19 protein-coding genes are annotated in these 18,453 nt (G+C 76.5%); 14 read left to right on the top strand and 5 right to left on the bottom strand.

The window, feature by feature from the left end; all coding sequences use genetic code 11:
* Positions 1 to 266: 266 nt before the first annotated feature.
* Both WCD41_RS21475 and trpD read left to right on the top strand, forming a co-directional pair.
* On the top strand, positions 267 to 683 hold the full coding sequence (locus tag WCD41_RS21475; RefSeq protein ID WP_337716223.1) for a response regulator: 417 nt from the start codon (positions 267 to 269) through the stop codon (positions 681 to 683).
* Positions 680 to 1,762: an anthranilate phosphoribosyltransferase gene (trpD, locus tag WCD41_RS21470; RefSeq protein ID WP_337716221.1), complete on the top strand. Its 1,083-nt coding sequence runs from the start codon at positions 680 to 682 to the stop codon at positions 1,760 to 1,762. The genes WCD41_RS21475 and trpD overlap by 4 nt, the downstream gene beginning before the upstream one ends.
* Positions 1,763 to 1,832: 70 nt before the next feature.
* On the opposite strand, the gene WCD41_RS21465 is transcribed toward trpD, so the two are convergent.
* Together WCD41_RS21465 and WCD41_RS21460 are read right to left on the bottom strand one after the other, a co-directional pair.
* Positions 1,833 to 2,111 carry an Lrp/AsnC family transcriptional regulator gene (locus tag WCD41_RS21465; protein WP_337716219.1) on the bottom strand — a complete coding sequence of 93 codons (279 nt, stop codon included), beginning with the start codon at positions 2,109 to 2,111 and terminating at the stop codon, positions 1,833 to 1,835.
* 40 nt (positions 2,112 to 2,151) lie between these two features.
* Positions 2,152 to 3,894: a DEDD exonuclease domain-containing protein gene (locus WCD41_RS21460; protein WP_337716218.1), complete on the bottom strand. Its 1,743-nt coding sequence runs from the start codon at positions 3,892 to 3,894 to the stop codon at positions 2,152 to 2,154.
* 167 nt (positions 3,895 to 4,061) lie between these two features.
* Here WCD41_RS21460 and WCD41_RS21455 point away from each other — a divergent pair, with 167 nt between their 5' ends.
* The 5 genes from WCD41_RS21455 to WCD41_RS21435 all read left to right on the top strand — a co-directional run bounded on the left by WCD41_RS21455 (position 4,062) and on the right by WCD41_RS21435 (position 9,397).
* Positions 4,062 to 5,465, top strand: coding sequence for an NYN domain-containing protein (locus tag WCD41_RS21455; protein ID WP_337716216.1), 1,404 nt, complete (start codon positions 4,062 to 4,064; stop codon positions 5,463 to 5,465).
* A 109-nt stretch (positions 5,466 to 5,574) separates the two neighbouring features.
* Entirely contained in the window at positions 5,575 to 5,874 is a 300-nt protein-coding gene (locus WCD41_RS21450) for a hypothetical protein (RefSeq protein WP_337716213.1), read from the top strand.
* A gap of 301 nt (positions 5,875 to 6,175) precedes the next feature.
* A complete protein-coding gene (locus tag WCD41_RS21445) occupies positions 6,176 to 7,234 on the top strand; it encodes a C40 family peptidase (protein WP_337716211.1) in 1,059 nt (352 codons plus the stop codon).
* A 71-nt stretch (positions 7,235 to 7,305) separates the two neighbouring features.
* Complete coding sequence (locus tag WCD41_RS21440) at positions 7,306 to 8,190, top strand: alpha/beta fold hydrolase (protein WP_337716209.1); 885 nt, start codon at positions 7,306 to 7,308, stop codon at positions 8,188 to 8,190.
* Between the two features lie 61 nt (positions 8,191 to 8,251).
* Positions 8,252 to 9,397, top strand: a complete 1,146-nt coding sequence (locus WCD41_RS21435; protein ID WP_337716207.1) for a glycosyltransferase family 4 protein — start codon at positions 8,252 to 8,254, stop codon at positions 9,395 to 9,397.
* Between the two features lie 109 nt (positions 9,398 to 9,506).
* On the opposite strand, the gene WCD41_RS21430 is transcribed toward WCD41_RS21435, so the two are convergent.
* A complete protein-coding gene (locus WCD41_RS21430; RefSeq protein ID WP_337716205.1) occupies positions 9,507 to 11,303 on the bottom strand; it encodes an AMP-dependent synthetase/ligase in 1,797 nt (598 codons plus the stop codon).
* Positions 11,304 to 11,429: 126 nt separating this feature from the next.
* On the opposite strand from WCD41_RS21430, the gene WCD41_RS21425 reads away from it, so the two are divergent.
* The 5 genes from WCD41_RS21425 to WCD41_RS21405 all read left to right on the top strand — a co-directional run bounded on the left by WCD41_RS21425 (position 11,430) and on the right by WCD41_RS21405 (position 15,447).
* Entirely contained in the window at positions 11,430 to 11,855 is a 426-nt protein-coding gene (locus WCD41_RS21425; protein WP_337716203.1) for a polyketide cyclase / dehydrase and lipid transport, read from the top strand.
* Between the two features lie 78 nt (positions 11,856 to 11,933).
* The gene (locus WCD41_RS21420) at positions 11,934 to 12,362 is read left to right on the top strand and encodes an SRPBCC family protein (RefSeq protein WP_337716201.1); all 429 of its coding nucleotides are present in this window, start codon (positions 11,934 to 11,936) and stop codon (positions 12,360 to 12,362) included.
* Positions 12,363 to 13,595, top strand: a complete 1,233-nt coding sequence (locus WCD41_RS21415; protein WP_337716198.1) for an ArsA family ATPase — start codon at positions 12,363 to 12,365, stop codon at positions 13,593 to 13,595.
* Positions 13,592 to 14,482, top strand: a complete 891-nt coding sequence (locus WCD41_RS21410; protein ID WP_337716196.1) for a hypothetical protein — start codon at positions 13,592 to 13,594, stop codon at positions 14,480 to 14,482. The genes WCD41_RS21415 and WCD41_RS21410 overlap by 4 nt, the downstream gene beginning before the upstream one ends.
* Before the next feature lie 20 nt (positions 14,483 to 14,502).
* Positions 14,503 to 15,447 (top strand): ROK family protein, encoded by a 945-nt coding sequence (locus WCD41_RS21405; protein ID WP_337716999.1) that lies wholly within the window; start codon positions 14,503 to 14,505, stop codon positions 15,445 to 15,447.
* Here the strand turns inward: WCD41_RS21405 and WCD41_RS21400 are convergent.
* Together WCD41_RS21400 and WCD41_RS21395 are read right to left on the bottom strand one after the other, a co-directional pair.
* Positions 15,444 to 16,088, bottom strand: a complete 645-nt coding sequence (locus WCD41_RS21400) for a hypothetical protein (protein WP_337716194.1) — start codon at positions 16,086 to 16,088, stop codon at positions 15,444 to 15,446. The two genes, WCD41_RS21405 and WCD41_RS21400, sit on opposite strands and share 4 nt — an antisense overlap.
* Entirely contained in the window at positions 16,085 to 16,903 is an 819-nt protein-coding gene (locus tag WCD41_RS21395) for an alpha/beta hydrolase (RefSeq protein WP_337716192.1), read from the bottom strand. Before WCD41_RS21395 ends, WCD41_RS21400 begins: the two co-directional genes overlap by 4 nt.
* A gap of 260 nt (positions 16,904 to 17,163) precedes the next feature.
* Here WCD41_RS21395 and WCD41_RS21390 point away from each other — a divergent pair, with 260 nt between their 5' ends.
* Together WCD41_RS21390 and WCD41_RS21385 are read left to right on the top strand one after the other, a co-directional pair.
* Complete coding sequence (locus WCD41_RS21390) at positions 17,164 to 17,853, top strand: lysophospholipid acyltransferase family protein (protein WP_337716190.1); 690 nt, start codon at positions 17,164 to 17,166, stop codon at positions 17,851 to 17,853.
* 27 nt (positions 17,854 to 17,880) lie between these two features.
* Positions 17,881 to 18,384: a polyadenylate-specific 3'-exoribonuclease AS gene (locus WCD41_RS21385; protein ID WP_337716189.1), complete on the top strand. Its 504-nt coding sequence runs from the start codon at positions 17,881 to 17,883 to the stop codon at positions 18,382 to 18,384.
* Positions 18,385 to 18,453: the final 69 nt, after the last annotated feature.

Here is an 18,453-nt window from a genome sequence, read left to right as displayed (position 1 = left end):
AGCCCGTCGGGGCGAGGCCTCGATGTGTCGTCGCGGTGTCGCCCCGCGCTCCCTCCGGCGGCGAGCCCCGCACCCGCGCCGACCTGCACCGCCTCTCACCTGCGTGTTCTCCTACCCGTCGTCGTACGTCGGGTCGTCGTACCGGTCGGCGGGTGCGTCGGCAGGCGGTCGTCGTCGTCGGGGCCGCCCGCTAGCATCCGGCGTATGCAGGACACGCAGCGCAGCGGAGCTGGACCGTTCGACACGGACACGGGGTGCAGCGTCCGATGACGGCACTGACCCCGACGCTCACGGTCGTCGTGATGAGCCACCGTCCGGAGGTCCGCGAGGCGATCGCGGGGGCCGTCGGGCGCCGGCCCGCGCCCGACCTGCCGCGTCTGCGCTTCGTCGAGGCGGGCAACGTCGCCGAGGTGCTGGGCGCGGCCGACGCCGGCGAGATCGACCTGGCCGTGCTCGACGGCGAGGCGCAGCCCACCGGCGGGATGGGCGTGTGCCGCCAGCTCAAGAACGAGAGCGACGACCCGCCGCCCGTGATCGTCGTCGTGCGCCGTCGCGACGACCACTGGCTCGCGACCTGGTCGCAGGCCGACGCCGTGCTCGTGCAGCCGCTCGACCCGCTGACCGCGGCCGAGACCGTCGCCACCGTCCTGCGCGAGCGGGCGCGTCCGGCCGTCCGCGGGTGACCGCGCGGGCGGACGGGAGCACAGCGACGGCGCCGAGCTGGCCCGGGCTGCTCGGGCGCCTGCTCGCTGGCCACGACCTCGCCGCGGACGACACCGAGTGGGCGATGGACCAGGTGATGTCCGGCGAGGCGTCGCCCGCGCAGGTGGCCGGCTTCGTCGTGGCGCTGCGCGCGAAGGGGGAGACGGCCCCGGAGATCGCCGGGCTCGCCACCGCGATGCTCGCCCACGCGCGGCCCGTGGACGTCGCGGGGCCCGTGGTCGACATCGTGGGCACCGGCGGCGACGGCGCGCACACCGTCAACATCTCGACCATGGCCTCGGTGGTGATGGCCGCGGCGGGGGCCCGCGTGGTGAAGCACGGGGGGCGCGCGGCGTCGTCGCAGAGCGGGTCGGTGGACGTCCTCGAGGCGCTCGGCGTCCCGGTCGACCTCGGTCCCGACGCCGTCGCGCGGTGCGTCGCGGAGGTCGGCATCGGCTTCTGCTTCGCCCAGGTCTTCCACCCGGCGATGCGCCACGCCGGGCCCGTCCGGGGACAGCTCGGCGTGCCCACCGCGTTCAACCTGCTCGGCCCGCTCACCAACCCGGCCCGGCCCGGTGCGGCGCTCATCGGGTGCGCCGACGTGCGGTTCGCGCCGATCCTCGCCGAGGTGCTCGCCGCGCGCGGCGACCGCGCCGTCGTGGTGCGGGGCGACGACGGGCTCGACGAGATCACCACCGCGACGACGACCACCATCTGGCACGCCGGCCCCGGCGGCGTGCGCGTCGAGACCCTCGACCCGGCGACCCTCGGTGTGCCCGTCTCGGGGCCGGGCGACCTGCGTGGCGGGGACGCCGCGCACAACGCCAGCGTGGCCCGCGCGGTGTTCGCCGGCGAGCGCGGCCCGGTCCGCGACGCCGTGCTGCTGAACGCCGGTGCCGCGCTGGCCGCCTACGAGGAAACCGTCAGCGGGGCGGCGATGACCGACCTGCACGAGGGCGTCGCCGCCGGCCGGCGACGGGCCGCCGAGGCCGTCGACTCGGGCGCGGCCGCGGCCCTGCTGGAGCGCTGGTCCGCCGTGGCGCACGCCGTCCGCGGCTAGCGTGTGGCGGTGTCAGCGGAGTGGCTCCGCTGACGATGAGTGTCCGTATCGCCGCTCCGTCGGCCGGCGCTCAGTCCAGCCCGACGGAGAAGGCGGACGCGTCGTCGCGCGAGGAGTAGGAGCGGAAGGCGATGTGCGTGGTCGTCGTCTGCACGCCCTCGACCTTCGACAGGCCGCCGGCGATGGCGTCGGCGAGGTCCTCGTGCTCCTTGACCCGGACCACGGCGACGAGGTCGACGTCGCCCGCGCAGGAGTAGACCTCCGCGACGCCGTCGAGGTCCGCGATGGCCTGGGCGGTCTCGGGTATGCGGTCGGCGTCGGCGTTGACCAGCACGAAGGCCGTGATCACGGGTGCTCCTCGTCGCTCGGGGTGGTGTCGCCCGCGGAGTCTAGGGCGAGTCGCCCGGCACCCTCGCGGGCTCGCGGCGTGCCTCGCGGGCGCGTCCCACCCAGTCGGCCCACGCCCCGGCCCCCGCGGCGGGCATGGCCCAGGGCGTGGTGGTGCGCACCATGCGCGTGCCGGGTCGCTCGAGCCACCGCGTGACCACCGCGACCTCCTCGGGCGGCGCGCCCCGCAGCGGCCCGTCGCCCGGGATCACCGTCTCCGCGGAGGCCACCAGGGCCTCGACCACCGGCATCGGCGGCACCCCGCGCCGCGCCCGGCCCGCCGACGCCAGGCGCCCGTGCCGGACGACGGCGAGATCCCAGCCGCGGGCGCCGTCGGGCCGCGCGGCGATCATCTCGGGCGCCGCGGCGACCGAGGACAGGCGCTGCACCCGGCCCAGCGCGGCGGCCAGGTCGGCCAGACGGTCACGGTGGGCGGCCGCGTCCTCGAACCGTTCCGCGTCCGCGAGCGCGCCGACCGTCGCGGAGAGCCTGCGCAGCCCGGCGTCGTCGGCCCCGCGCACCAGGGCCCGGGCGTCGACGACCACGGGCCGGTAGGCCTCGACGTCCACGTGCCCCGCGCACGGGGCCGCGCAGCGGTCCATCTCGTACAGCGCGCACGGCGTGCCCGACGCGCCCCGGGCCGGGATCCGCTGGGTGCACGGGCGCAGCGGCACCGCGTCCTGCAGGGCCTGGACGGCGGCGACGGCGTCGGCGCGGCGCCCGAACGGCCCGACGGCGTCGGCGCGCGGCGTCCGCACGACGGAGAGGCGGGGGAAGGGCTCGTCGGTCAGCGCGACCCACCAGCCGCGGTGGGGGAAGCGCGAGCGCCGGTTGTACCGGGGGGCGTGCCCCGCGAGGAGGCGCAGCTCGCGGACCTCCGCCTCGAGCGACGTCGCGCAGACCACCCAGTCGACCCGCTCGACGAGGCCGATCATCTCCTTCATGCGCGCCCGCCTGTCGCCGCCGGTGAAGTAGGAGCGCACCCGCCGGCGCAGGTCGATGCTGGTGCCGACGTAGAGCACCTCGTCACCCGGCCCGCGGAAGAGGTACACCCCGGGCTCCTCGGGGACGGCGTCGGCGAGGTGGCGCTTGGCGCGCTGGGCCGGGCTGACCTCGACCTGCAGGGCCAGCAGGTCCTCGAGCGTCGAGACGCCCCGCCCGCCGACGCGTTCGAGCAGGCCGTGCAGGACGTCGACGGTGGCCTTCGCGTCGTCCAGGGCCCGGTGGATCGGCCGTGTCCGCGCGTGGAACAGCGTCGCCAGGGCCGAGAGCCGGCACGACGGGGCCTCGTCGCGGGACAGGACGCGGCGGCCCAGCCGCGCCGTGCAGACGACGGCGGGCCGCGCCCACGACGGGCCGTGGCGCCGGCACGCCGCCCGGAGGTGGCCGATGTCGAACGGGGCGTTGTGGGCCACGAGGACGGCGCCCGCGCAGAACTCCAGGAACGCGCCCAGCACCGCCGGCAGCTTCGGGGCGTCGCGGACCATCGCCGTGGTGATCCCGGTGAGCGAGACGATCTGCGGGGGCACCGCGACCCCGGGGTCGACGAGCGTCGCGAACTCGCCGACGACCTCGCCCGCGCGGACCTTGACCGCCCCGATCTCGGTGATGGCGTCGGAGTCGGGCGGCCCGCCCGTGGTCTCCAGGTCGACGACGACGAACGTGACCGCCGAGAGCGGCGTGCCGAGCTCGCCGAACGAGAGCTGGGGGTCCGGACCGGTGACCGGACGGGCGGGAGCGTCCATCGCCGGCGGACGCTAGGACCGACCCCCGACAACCCCGCCCGCGTCGGCGCGTCGCGGGGCGTGTCGCGTGTCGGCGGTGGGCCACCGCAGACACTGGACGTCCGCGACGCCACACGCTCGCGGCGAGGGCGGCCCCGGCACCTGGGGCGGGTCTAGCCTGACCGGTCATGGGGGAGGGCGACGCCGAGCCGGGGCAGCCGGCTGCGCCGTGCCCGGACGATCCGGACGCCGCCCCCGACGCCGCCCTCGACGCCGACGACCCGGCCGCCCGTTCCGCGGTCCGGGTGCGCCTGCTGGAGTCCGCGCCCGAGGCGGTGCGCGCCAAGGTCGCCGAGCTCGTCGCCGTGGCCGTCGGGAACCTGCCCGTCACGGAGCTCCCGCCGCCGGTCCGGCCGGTCGCGCGGTTCGCGCCCGCCAAGCGCGCCCGGGTCGGCGCGGGGCCCCTCCTCGGCGCCCTCGGCAGCGCCACGGGCTTCGCGACGCTCGTCGTCGACTGGTGGGCCGAGGAGCGGCCCGCGGACTGGCGGCCCCCGGCGCCCGACCCGGTGCACGCCGCGGCCGTGGCCGTGCTCGAGGGGCGGGAGGACGGGTCGGGGCTGGTCCGCGACGTCGGGGAGCGCGCCGACGCCGGGAAGGCCCGCGCCGAGCGCGACGCCGCACTGGCACGGGTCGAGCGCCTGGAGGCCGAGGTGCACCGTCTGACGGGCGAGCGCGACGAAGCCCGCGCCGCGGTGGACGCCGCCGCGGCGGAGAGCCGTGACGAGATCGCCAAGCTCCGCGCCCGGCTGCGCGAGCAGGGCACCCGTGTCCGGCGCGCCGAGGACGAGGCCGCCGAGCTGCGCGCCGCCCGCGAGGCGGGGGACGGCGGCCTGCGCGCCGAGCTGGAGGAGCTGCGCCGCGACCGCGACCGTCAGCGCGAGCACGCGGCGGCCGCCGAGGACCGGGCTCGACGGGCAGCGGCCGACCTCACGAACGCGCGCCGCGCCGCGGTCGACGCCCGGCGTGCCGACGACGCCCGGCTCGCGCTGCTCGTCGACACCGTCGCGGGCGCCGCGGAGGGCCTGCGCCAGGAGCTCGGCCTGCGCGCCGGGGACACCGGGGCCCGGCCCGCCGAGCTCGTCGGCGCCGGCTCGGGCACGACGCCCAAGGCCCGCGTCACCGACCCCGCCGCGCTGGACCGGTTGCTCGCGCTGCCCGAGGTGCACCTGGTCGTCGACGGCTACAACGTCACGAAGACCGGCTGGCCGGAGCTGTCCCTGGCCGCGCAGCGCGAGCGGCTCGTCGCGGCGGTCGCCCCGCTGACCGCGCGGACGGGTGCGGAGACGACGCTCGTGTTCGACGGGGCCGGGATCACCGGGGTGCCGACGCACTCGGTCCGCGGCGTGCGGGTGCTGTTCAGCGACCCCGGCGTGATCGCCGACGACCTCATCCGCTCGCTCGTCGGGGCGGAGCCGGAGGGGCGGCCCCTGGTGGTCGTGACCTCGGACCGGGCGGTCGTCGACTCGGTGCGCCGGCAGGGCGCCCACCCGGTCCCGTCGAGCGTGCTGCTGACCCGTCTGGCCCGTATCTGACGCCCATCTGACCTGGTCAGCGCCTCGCGCGCCCGGCGTTGTCGGGGGTCGCTCCTACCGTTCGCGTCAACACCCCGGACCGGCCGGGGAGCGAGCCACGGAGGCTCCCGTGCTGATCGACTGCGACACCTGCGCCGTCCGCGACGTCGCCTGCCACGACTGCGTCGTGGGCGTGCTCCTGGGCACGCCCACGGTCCCGGCCGCCGGCGACGGGACGGTCCGCCCGTCCGACGCCCCGCCCGGCGGGCCGCTGCCCCTCGAGTTCGGGCCCGTCGAGCAGCGGGCGCTCGAGGTCCTGGCCGACCACGGGCTCATCCCGCGGTTGCGGCTCGTGCCGCCCGCGCCGGAGGCCCCGCCGCGCCCGTCCCCGGAGCGGTCGGCGTCTCGTCGGGCCCGGGGCGTCGGGTGATCCGCCGGCTGCGCCGCCAGCGCGCCGGATCGCGCGCCGGACCGCCCGCCGCCAGGGCGCCCGCCGGGCGGCCACGGCCGGTGCGGGACGTCCGTTACGCCTCGGTAGGGTTCGCCCGTTCGCGAGGCGCCCGCGGTGCCGTCGCGAGCTCCGGACCGTGGCCGTCGGGGGCCGAGGTGTCCGGCACCGGGGTGGCCCGTGAGGTCCGCCCGTGCCGGGTGCGCGGTGGCGCCGAGCAGCGCAGAGAGGACCCGACGAGATCGTGGCGTCCCCCCGTGACAGGGCGTGCCGTGGCGAGTGCGTGCGTGCCGGCGGACGGCGGCGGGCACGACGCGGTGCCGGGGCGACCGTCGTCGCCGCCCTCGCGGCGGCACTCCTCGCGACCGGGCTCGCGCCCGCCGCCCCCGCCGCGGCTGACCCCATCGTCCCGCCCGGAGCCTCCGACGCCGTCACGGCCCTCGCCCAGGCCAACGCCCGCGCGGCCGACGCCACGGAGGCGTCGCTGGACGCGGAGGAGCAGCTGCGGGTGCGCCGCGGCGAGGCCGAGCGCACCCGTCGCGAGGAGCGTGCCGCCCGCGAGGTCGCCGACGAGGCCAGGGCCGAACGCGACCGGGCGTTCGTCGACGTCGACGCGATCTCCCGTGCCGCGTTCCAGGGCGGGCAGCTCGACGCGCTGGCCGCGGTGCTCGGCTCGGAGTCCCCGCAGGCCTACCTCGAGCGCACCACCCTGCTCGACACCATCTCCACCGAGAACCGCGCGTTCGTCCAGCGCTTCCTCGACGCCACCGCCGCCGCGGAGAACGCCGAGCGCGACGCGGCCGCGCGCACCCTGGACGCCGAACGCTCTGCCTCCGACGCCCAGCGCACCGCCGACGACGCCGCCCGCCGCCAGGACGACGCCGACCGCGAGGTCGCCGCGGCCGAGGACGCCCTCGCCGACGCCGACCCGGCCACCCTGGCCGCACTACGCCGCGGAGGCACCACCGACTTCCCGACGAACATCCCCGGCTCCGGGATCGCGATCGAGGCGCTGCGGGTGGCGCTGACCCAGCAGGGCAAGCCCTACCTGTGGGGCGCCACCGGCCCGTCCACCTACGACTGCTCGGGGCTGGTGCAGTGGGCCTACCGCCAGGTCGGGGTCGGGCTGCCGCGGGTCAGCCGCCAGCAGGCCCTGATCGGCATCCCGGTCGCGATGTCCGACGCCCGCCCCGGTGACCTGCTGTTCTTCAACGAGCCGGTCACCCACGTCGGGTTCTACGTCGGCGACAACAAGTTCCTCGAAGCGCCGCAGTCCGGCGACGTCGTCAAGGTCTCCGAGGTCCGCTCCAGCCTCAGCGGGGTCCGGCGGGTCGTGCTCTGAGGCGGTGCCCGGGACCGTGTCCGGATCACCCGATTGACACCGGCGTGGTCCACGCCACACGATCCGGCCCCATGAGCGCGGCCCGGACGATCACAGTGCCCCACCTCGGCTCCTCGCACGTCGGGTACGCGCTCGGCGAGCCGTTCGACGAGACCCTCCCGACGCTCGTGATGGTCAACTCGTTCACGACGTCGGTGGACCTCTACCGCCCGCAGTTCGCCGACGAGGAGCTCGGCCGCACCGCGAACCTGCTGGCGATCGAGCCCTACGGCCACGGCAGCACCCGCGCCGGGTTCGCCGACTTCACCTACTGGGACACCGCCGCCGCGGCGCTCCAGGTCCTCGACGCCCTCGGCATCGGGCGCGCCTTCGTGCTCGGGACGTCGCAGGGAGGCTGGATCGCTGTGCGGATGGCGCTGCTCGCCCCGGACGTCGTCCAGGGCGTGATCCCGCTCGGCACCTCGATGGACTTCGAGAGCCCCCGCAGCCGCGAGCTCGGCTGCTGGGACGGCATCGCGTTCTGCACACCCGCGATCGACGCCCTCGCGGAGCCGGTCGGTGAGGGCTGGGTGATCCCGACCGAGATGGTCGACGCCGTCCTGGCGGAGGGGCTCGGCGAGGTGGACGAGGAGACGCGCGCCTTCTGGCACGCGACCCACCAGCAGAACTACACCGGCGACGCCGGCCGCCGCCGACTGCGGACGTCCTCGATCAACCTGCGCGACCGGGACGGGCTGCACGGGCGTCTCGACGAGGTCCGCTGCCCGGTGCTCTGGCTGCACGGTACCGAGGACCCGGTGTACTCGGTGGCCAACGCGCAGGACGAGATCGGCCTGTTCACCCGCTCCCCGCACACCGAGCTGCGGGTCGTCGAGGGCGGCCGGCACTTCCTGAGCGCCTCGCACCCCGGGATCGTCAACGCGGCGGCCGCGGAGTTCGTCGGCGCCTGGGGGTGATCACGACTCGGCCCCAGCGGTGGGTGCCGAGGGCCCGGGGTGCCCGTGCGAGGCTCCGGCCGTGGCGCGCACCCTGCTGGTCACCAACGACTTCCCGCCCCGTCCCGGCGGCATCCAGTCCTACCTGCACGCGCTCGCCACGCACCTGCCGTCCGACGAGCTCGTCGTCCTCGCCTCGACCTGGAAGCACACCGACGAGGCCCTCGCCGCGTGCCGCCGCTTCGACGCCGCGCAGCCGTTCGAGGTGCACCGCCTGCCCACGACGATGATGCTGCCCACACCCGGGGCCACCCGGCGGGCCGCGGAGCTGGTGCGCGCCCACGGCGCGCAGACGGTGTGGTTCGGCGCCGCGGCCCCGCTGGGCCTCATGGCCCCCGCGCTGCGCCGGGCCGGCGCGGGGCGCGTGCTCGCGAGCACCCACGGCCACGAGGTCGGGTGGTCGATGCTGCCGGGCAGCCGCCAGCTCCTGGCGCGGATCGGGCACGACAGCGACGTCGTCACGACCGTCAGCCGCTACACACGGGGACGGATCGCCCCGGCGCTCGGGCCGGACGCCGCCCTCGAGCCGCTCCCGTCGGGCATCGACACCGACCGGTTCCGGCCCGACCCCGGCGCGCGCGAGGAGATCCGGCGGCGTCACGGGCTGGGGGAGCGGCCGGTCGTCGGCTGCGTGTCGCGCCTGGTCCGGCGGAAGGGTCAGGACGTCCTCATCGCCGCGCTCGCCCGCCTGCGCCGCCTCGTCCCCGGCGCCGCGCTCCTCGTCGCGGGCGACGGTCCCGACCGCGACCGGCTGCGTCGCCTCGCCCGCCGCCACGACGTCGCCGACCACGTCGTCTTCACGGGTCCCATGACCCCCGACGAGGTCCCGGCGCACCACGTCGCCGCCGACGTGTCCGCGCTGCCGTGCCGCACGCTCGGCGGCGGCCTGGACGTCGAGGGCCTCGGCATCGTGCTGCTCGAGGCGCAGGCGTGCGGGGTGCCGGTGATCGCCGGCCGCTCCGGGGGCGCGCCCGAGACCGTGCGCGCGGGGACGACGGGGCGTCTCGTCGACGGTCGGGACCCCGCCGACGTCGCGGAGACCCTCGCCGACCTGCTCGCCGCCCCCGACGCCGCCCGCGCCATGGGCGAGGCGGGGCGGCGGTGGATGCGCGCCGACTGGACGTGGGACGCCCGCGCGGCGCGCCTGCGCGCCCTCGCCGCCGGCTGACCCGCTCGCCGGACCCCGCTGCTCCGCTCGCGCGCCGACCCGCGAAACGAACGGCGCTCTCGCTGCTTCGGAAGCAGCGAAAGCGCCGTTCGTTCGTCGGGTCGGGACCTCAGCGCTGCTGGTAGACGGCCTCGATGTCGTCGGCGCGCTTCTCGGCGATGACGTTGCGCTTGAGCTTCATCGTCGGGGTGAGCTCGCCGCTCTCCTCGGTGAAGTCGCTCGTCAGGATGCGCCACTGCTTGATCGCCTCGGCCTTGGAGACCGCGCGGTTGGCGTCGTCGATCGCCGCCGAGATCTCCGCCCGGACGTCCGGGTCCTCGGTGAGGGCGGCCGGGTCGGAGCTGTCCTTGCCGTGCTCGCTGCTCCAGCCCGGCAGGGCCTCGGGGTCGAGGGTGATCAGCGCGCCGATGTAGGGCCTGTTGTCGCCGACGACCAGCGCCTGGCTGACGAGGCGGTGGGCGCGGACACGGTCCTCGAGCACCGCGGGGGCGACGTTCTTGCCGCCCGCGGTGACGATGAGCTCCTTCTTCCGGCCCGTGATCGAGAGGTAGCCGTCGTCGTCGAGGCTGCCGAGGTCGCCGGTGTGGAACCAGCCGTCCACGATCGTCGACGCCGTGGCCTCCTGGTTGTTCCAGTAGCCGCGGAACACGACGTCGCCCTTGGCGAGCACCTCGCCGTCGTCGGCGATGGCGATGGTGACGCCGGGGATCGGCTTGCCGACCGTGCCGACCTTGATCGCCCGGTTCGGGTTGGCGGTGACGGCCGCGGAGGTCTCGGTGAGCCCGTAGCCCTCGTGGATCGGCACGCCGACCCCGCGGAAGAAGTGGCCGATCCGCGCCCCGAGGGCGGAGCCGCCGGAGACCGCGCCGAGGACCTTCCCGCCGAGCGCCGCGCGCAGCTTGCCGTAGACGAGCTTGTCGAACAGGGCGTGCTGCAGGCGCAGGGCGATGCCGGGCCCCCCGGCGTCGAGCGCCTTGCTGTAGTTGACGGCGGTCGCCTCGGCGATGTCGAAGATCCGGCCCTTGCCCTCGCCGTGCGCCTTGGCCTTCGCGCCGTTGTAGACCTTCTCGAACACGCGCGGCACCGAGAGCAGGAAGTCCGGCTGGAAGCGCGGGAGCTCGGCGGTGAGCTTCTTCGTGTCGGCGAAGTGGCCGATCGTGTAGCGGTACTCCTGCGCCGCGCACTGGATGACGCGGGCGAAGATGTGTGCCAGCGGCAGGAACAGCAGCGTGCTGTTGCCCGGCTGCATGAGGTCGCCGAAGGTGTCGGCGACGGCGCGGACCTCGAACAGCAGGTTGCGGTGGGTGATCTCGCAGCCCTTGGGGCGCCCGGTGGTGCCCGAGGTGTAGATCAGCGTCGCGAGGTCGTCGGCGTGCACGGCCGTCCGACGCTCCTCGAGGGTGGCGTCGTCCACCCCGGCGCCGGCCTCGCGCAGGGCGTCGACGGCACCCGAGGCGCCGTCGATCTGCCAGACGTGTCCGAGGTCGGGGAGCTTCGCCCGCAGGTCCTCGACGATCGCGAGGTGCTCGTCGGACTCGACGACGACGCCGCGCGCGCCGGAGTCGGACAGGCACCACTCGACCTGGTCTGCCGAGGAGGTCTCGTAGATCGGCAGCGTCACCGCGCCGGCCGCCCAGAGGGCGTAGTCCACGAGCGTCCACTCGTAGCGGGTCTTCGAGATCAGCCCGACACGGTCGCCCGGCGCCAGCCCGGCGGCGATGAACCCCTTGGCGACGGCGGCGACGTCGTCGCGGAAGGCCGCGAACGTGATGTCGCGCCAGGTGTCGTCCACGAGGCGGCGGTAGGCCACCTCGCTGCCGTGGGCCTCGGCGTTCGCCCACGGCGCGGAGGTGAGGTTGTCGTCGTCGGCGACCTTCGCGACCGCCGGCTCCGTGTACTGCTGCATCTGGCACCACTTCCTGGACCGCGCCCCACTGCGACGGCTGTGACCATAGTCGCGGCGACTACTTCCGGGTAGCCGGACAATCCGCCCATCGGCGGCGTCGGAACGGCCGCGTGCCACGCTGGTCGGGTGGCGAGCGTGGACGTGGTGGACGAGACCTTCCTCGCGGTCCCGCCCGAGCGGCTGGCCCCCGAGTTCGCGGACCCGGGCCGGTGGCGCGACCTCTGGCCGGACCTGGCGCTGCGCGTGTTCACCGACCGCGGCCCGCAGGGTGTGCGCTGGAGCGTCGTCGGGGACGCCTGGCACGGCAGCATGGAGGTGTGGCTCGAGGCCGTCGGCGACGGCACGGTGCTGCACTGGTTCCTGCGCGTGGACCCGGTCGACGGCACGCTGACGCGCCGGGCCGCCACCCGCGAGGTCGTCCGGCGCCAGCGGGCCGCGAAGGCCGTCGCCTTCGCGCTCAAGGACCGGCTGGAGGCCGGTCGCCCCCCGGGCGTGTCGCCCGGCGAGTGGGGGTCGCGGTGGGACCCCGCTCACGGCGACGCGACCCGGTGAGGGCCTGATCACGCCCGGTCCGCCGCGGGCCCACCGGGCGTGACGCCGGACTCGGGTACGGCGGTAGCCTTCCGCGCCATGGCCGACGAGTCGACCCAGTCCATCACGATCGCGGCGGCGGCCTCCGACGTGCTCGGGGTCATCGCCGACTTCGGCGCCTACCCCGAGTGGGCGGATTCGATCACCTCGGCCTCGGTGCTCACCCACGACGACGAGGGCCGGCCCGAGCAGGTCCGCTTCTCGCTGGACGCCGGGCCGATCAAGGACACCTACGTGCTGGCCTACGACTGGGTGGACGACGGCGTCACCTGGGACCTCGTGTCCGGGCAGATGCAGCGCTCCCAGCGCGGCCGCTACCGGGTGGCCGAGAGCGGCGGCGGCACCGAGGTGACGTACACCCTCTCGGTGGATCTCGCCGTGCCGCTGCCCGGCCTGCTGAAGCGACGGGCCGAGAAGCGCATCATGGACCAGGCGCTGACCGGGCTGAAGCGTCGCGTGGAGGGCTGAGTGCGGGTCCTGCTGTTCACCGGCAAGGGCGGGGTCGGGAAGACGACCACCGCCGCCGCGACGGCCGTGGCGCTCGCCCGCGGCGGGCGCAAGGTGCTCGCCCTCTCCGCCGACCCCGCGCACTCGCTCGGCGACTCGCTGGCCGCCCCGCTCGACGGCACCCCCCGCGAGGTCGCCCCCGCGCTCTACCCGGGCCTGTTCGCCGCCCACATCGACACCCGCGCCCTCGTCGACGAGGCCTGGGAGCCGCTGCGCGCCCAGCTGCGCACGCTGCTCGCCGGCGCCGGGGTCGACGAGATGGTCGCCGACGAGCTGACCGTCCTGCCGGGCGTCGAGGAGCTGCTGGCCCTCGAGGACGTCCGGCGCGCGACGGTCGACGGGCCCTGGGAGGTCGTCGTCGTCGACTGCGGGCCCACCGCCGAGACCCTGCGGCTCCTGGCCCTGCCGGAGGCCCTCGGCTCCTACCTCGAACGTCTCTTCCCGACCCACCGGCGCGCCGTGCGCGGCGTCCTGGCGGGGCTCGCCGGCAGCAGCGCCACGGTGGCGCGGTGGGACGCCGCCGCGGCCTCGCTCTCGCGCCTCGCCGAGCAGCTCGCCGGTCTGCGTGACCTCCTCGCCGATCACCGCACCACGACGATCCGCCTCGTGCTCACCCCGGAACGGGTCGTCGCCGCCGAGACCCGTCGCACGCTGACCGCCCTGGCCCTCCACGGGCTGCACGTCGACGGGATGGTCGCGAACCGCCTGGTCCCCGACGCCGGCAAGGGGCGCGGCGAGGCGGCCACCTGGGTGCGGGCCCGCCGCGCCGAGCAGGAGGCCGTGCTCGCCGACCTCTCCGGCGCCGGCGGCGACGTCCCGGTCCGGCGGGTGCCCCACCGTGCCGGCGAGCCGGTCGGCGTCGAGGAGCTCGCGGCGCTGGCCGAGACCCTCTACGGCGACGACGACCCCCTCGACGGCCCGGTCGGCCGGGCCCTCGTGGCCGTCCGCCGCACCGCGGGCGCGGGCACGGAGCCCGACAGCGAGTTCGTGCTCGACCTGCACGTGGCCGGGATCGGTGAGGCCGACGTCGACCTCGCCCGCATCGGCGACGAGCTCGCCGTCACCGTCGACGGGCGCCGCCGCGCGGTCTCCCTGCCGCCCGTGCTGCGCCGCTGCGAGGTCACGGGCGCCGACCTCGGCGACGACCTGCTCTCCGTGGTGTTCCGCCCCGACCCCGCAGTGTGGATGCGGTGAGCACGCCGGGGGGAGGGGCGGAGGGTGCCGACGCCGGGCGCGCCGCGCAGGAGCGCCTGACCGAGGAGGCCCGCGCGACGGCGTCGGCCCTGATCGACTGGCTCGGCACCCGCGTGGAGGCGACGTCCACCGGTGCGGGCGGTGGCCCCGCCGGGGGCTCGCGCCGGACGACGGCGGGCCACTCCCGGCTCGGGATGCGCCCGCCGCAGAGCCCCGGGCCCTGCGCCTGGTGCCCGATCTGCGCCCTCGTGGCGGCGCTGCGCGGTGAGCAGCCCGAGCTCACGGCCCGCCTCGCGGAGCAGGCGTCGGGGTTGATGACGCTGCTGCGCCTGATGGTCCAGACGCATCAGGACCCTGGCCACCACACTTCTCATGAGCACCACGCGCCCCCGGCGGGCGGGCCCGCCGAGTGGGGCGCGTGGGACGGCTGGGGCGCCGCGTCCCCGGACGCCTCGGCCCCCGGGGATGCTGCGGGCCCGGCGGATGCTCCCGAGTGCGACGCCGCGCCCGGCAGCCGGCCCGGCGCCGAGGACACCCCCGCCACCCCCGCCGCCTCCCGGCCCCGCCGTCCCGCCGGCCCCGCCGGCCGTGGGCGCGTCCCGATCCGCCGCGCCTCGCCCCGTTCGGCGACCTTCCGCGACACGCCCGCACCGGCGGCCGCGGCCACGCCGAGCCCCACGACGGGTCCCACCTCGAGCCCCACGCCGAGCCCCACACCGGCCCCGGCCGGCACCACCGACGGCCCGCAGGCGGCCCCGACCGGCTCGGCGGGGAGCCCCGCCCGCCCGTCGGTGCAGCGCATCGCGATCCGGCGACCCGAGCGTCCGGCCCGGCCGTCCGGGACGCCCGGCCCGGACGCGGCGGGCGGCGCGGCTCCGCCACCGTGACCACCGAGCCGACCGACACGGTGCTCACCATCGGCGTCGACATCGGCGGCACGTCCGTGCGCGCCGGGGTCGTCGAGGCCGACGGGACGGTCCTCGCCGAGGCGGCGGCCCCGACCGCGCAACGCGCCCGGTCCCTCGACGACACCGTGGCCGAGCTCGTGGGTGACCTCGCCGCGCAGCGCCCGGTCGCCGCGGTCGGCCTGGCGGTGGCCGGGTTCGTCGACCCCGACCGGCGCAGCGTGGCCTTCGGCGCCCACCTGCCGTGGCGTGACGACGCGGTCGTCGAACGCCTCACCGACCGCCTCGGCCTGCCCGTGGTGCTCGAGCACGACGCGAACGCCGCCGGGCTGGCCGAGCACCGGGTGGGCGCGGCAGCCGGCGCGTCCGTCGCCGTACTGGTCGCCCTCGGCACGGGGATCGGGGCCGCCCTGCTGGTGGACGGCGCCGTCTACCGCGGGGCGTTCGGCGTCGCCCCCGAGCTCGGGCACCTCACCGTGGTCCGCGGCGGGCGCCCCTGCCCCTGCGGCAAGCGGGGATGCCTCGAGCGCTACTGCAGCGGGACGGCGCTGGGCCGCTCGGCGGAGGAGCTCATCGCGGCGACGGAGGACTTCTCGCTGCTCCGGGCGACCTGGGAGCGCGCCGAGCCGGTGACCGGGCGCGACGTCGCCCACGCCGCCGAGGCGGGCGACGTCCTGGCCCGCCGCGTCGTCGACGAGTTCGCCGAGTGGCTCGGACAGGCCCTCGCGCTGGTGGCGGACGTGTTCGACCCCGACGTCGTGGTCATCGGCGGCGAGGTCTCGGCGTCGGCGGACCTCTACCTGGACCGGGCCCGGCGGCGCTACGCCGACGAGGTCACCGGCGGCGGGCACCGTCGCCTGGCCGACGTCCGCGCCGCCGTGCTCGGGGGACGCGCGGGCATCGTCGGCGCCGCACTGGACGCGCGCGAACGGGCGGCGCAGCGCTAGAGGATCGCGCCGTCGTCCGATCCGTCCCCGTCCGAGCCCCGGGCCCGCCGCAGGCCGAACACCAGCCAGCCGAGCCCTGCGGTCATGGCGAGCAGGCCGGGCACGATGCCCAGCCCGACGGGCCCGCCGAGCAGCCCGGGCACGGCCAGCAGCACGACCCCGACCACGAGCAGCGCGAGCCCGAGCAGGCTGCTCAGACCCAGGCGCGGCAGCGGCGGCGGCTCGGGTGGGACGAAGTGCTCGTCCTCGGGCGGGACCGGCGGCACGTGGCGACGGTGTCCGTCGGCGGCGGGATCGGGGCGGGGCCGGGAGGCCGGGCGCGGGGCGTCCGGCGGGGCGTCCGAGGGGGCGTCCGAGGGGGCGTCCGGAGAGGAATCCGGAGGGGCCGGCCGCTGCCCGCGCGGGGGCGTCGCCGTGCCCAGACCCGAGGAGGGCCCGTCGTCGGCGCGGGCGTCCGACGGCTCGGGGAGCTCCGGACCGGACATCTCGTCCGGCCACCGCGGGGCCCCGTCCGCCGCCCAGTCGGCGACGATCGAGGCGAACGCGGCGTCGACGTCGGCGGGGAGGTCGGGACGCCGGGCGGCGCCCGGATCGGGTCGCACGCCGTCGGGTCCGGTGGCGTCGGGGTCGGGAGCGGTCATGCGGTGGTCCCTGAGGTGGAGCCGGTGGGGTCCGGCACGGAGTGCTCGGCCGTGCGGGCGGCGTGCACGCGGCGGACGAAGGCCACGCTGTCGGTGACGATCCGGGGGGCGTCGTTGTCGAGCGTCGCGACGTGGTGGCTGTCGGCGAGCACGACGTCGGTGACGTCGTCGGACCCGATGCCGTCCAGCACGAGCGTGCTGTTGACCGGCTCCACGACGTGGTCGGTGGGGGAGTGGAAGAGCAGGACCGGGCAGCGCACCCGCCCGAGGTCGGCCCGCACCAGGCGCCACAGGGCGGTGAGCGACACCGCCGCGCGGGTCGGCAGGCGGTCGTAGGCCAGCTCGGTGACGCCGGGTTTCTTGATGTCGTTGGCGACGCCGGGCACCCACGGCACGATCCACTGGATGTAGGGCGCGACCGCCGCGTCCTTGCGCAGCGTGGTGACCGACGGGTTGACCAGCGCGATGCCGGCGAGGTCGTCCCCGCGCTCCTGCGCGAGGCGCAGCGTCAGCGTCCCGCCCATCGACTGGCCGAACACGAACACCGACCGGTACTCGCGCCGCAGGTCGTCGACGGCCCGCTCGACCTCGCCGTACCAGTCCGGCCAGCGGGTGCGGTTGAGGTCCTGCCAGCGCGTGCCGTGACCGGGCAGGCGCGGACCGCGGACCCCGATGCCCTCGGCGGCGAGCGCCTCGCCCCACGCGCGCATGCTCTGCGGCGTGCCGGTGAGCCCGTGGCTGAGCACGACACCGATCTCCCGCGTCCCGTCGCCGGGATCGGAGGCGAAGGGCTCGGCTCCGGGCAGGACGGGCACGGGGTCCTCCGAGCGCCGGACGGCGCGGCGTCAGGCCACCACGGGGGCGGGGAGCGGAATCGGGATCCCCATCGTGGCACGTCCCACACGGTCGGGTCACGCGCCGGGGTCGGTGACGCGCCGGACGGTTCCCGTCGGCGGCCGACGGGGTGGGCGGCGGCCGGCCCGCGGGTCCCTGTCGGGTGTGACCCGTCGCGATGCGGTGCCGCGACGCGGGGGCCGCGCCCTAGGCTCGCCCCAGCCGAGAACGGGAGGCCGCGGTGCTCTACTGGATCATGAAGTTCGCGCTGCTCGGGCCGCTGATGCGCCTGGCGTTCCGGCCGCGGGTCGAGGGCGCCGAGAACCTCCCACGCCAGGGTGGCGCGCTCGTCGCGTCGAACCACCTCGCGGTGCTCGACTCGTTCGTGCTGCCGCTGATGGTGCCGCGCCGGATGGCCTTCCCGGCGAAGGCGGAGTACTTCACGCAGCCCGGGCTCGTCGGCACCCTCAAGCGCTGGTTCTTCACCGGCATGGGCCAGGTGCCGATCGAGCGCGGCAACGGCCGGGCCGCCCGCGCGGCGCTCGACACGGGGATCGGGGTGCTGCGCGAGGGCCGGCTGTTCGGCATCTACCCCGAGGGCACGCGCTCGCCCGACGGCCGGCTCTACAAGGGCCGCACGGGCGTCGCCCGCATGGCCCTCGAGGCGGGCGTGCCCGTCGTCCCCGTCGCCATGATCGGCACCGACCGGGCCAACCCCGTCGGCTCCCGCTTCTGGCGGCCGTGCCGCATCGGCATCCGCATCGGGCCGCCGCTGGACTTCTCCCGCTATCTCGGGATCACCGACGACCGGCAGGTCGAGCGGGCCATGACCGACGAGATCATGGACGCCGTGCGCGTGCTCTCGGAGCAGGAGTACGTCGACGTGTACGCCAGCACCGTCAAGGACCAGGCCACCCCGGAGGCGGCCTGACCTCCTCGCGCGCGCCATGATGAGCGCGTGGCCCGGTACTTCTACGACTGCGAGTTCATCGAGGACGGGACCACGATCGAGCTGGTCTCGGTGGGCGTCGTCGACGAGCGGGGCGGCGAGTTCTACGCGATCTCCCGGCAGTTCGACCCGATGCGGGCCGGGCCGTGGGTCCGCCGGAACGTCCTCGACAAGCTGCCCCCGACGTCCGACCCGGCCTGGATGAGCCGGCTCGCGATCCGCGAGGCGTTCTACGAGTTCGTGACCGCCGGCGAGGGCCCGGTCGAGCTCTGGGCCTGGTACGCGGCGTACGACCACGTGGCGATCGCCCAGCTCTGGGGCGCGATGCCGGACCTCCCGCGGGCCCTGCCGCGCTTCACCCGCGACCTGCGCCAGCGCTGGGACGACGTCGGGCGCCCCGACCTGCCCCCGGCCCCGGCGGACGCCCACGACGCCCTCGCCGACGCGCGCCACAACCTCGCGCGATGGGAGGTCATCGACGCGGCCTGGCAGCGTCAGGTCGCGCCACGCTGAGTGCCGAGCACACCACGACGCGCGGTCGTCACGGGGAACACAACCGTCCCACCTGACCGCACCATTACG

It is taken from the genome of Actinomycetospora aeridis (assembly GCF_037400275.1).
Classification (GTDB): domain Bacteria; phylum Actinomycetota; class Actinomycetes; order Mycobacteriales; family Pseudonocardiaceae; genus Actinomycetospora; species Actinomycetospora aeridis.
Note: the sequence above shows the minus strand (reverse complement) of the source record. Positions and strands in the feature narration are given on the sequence as shown.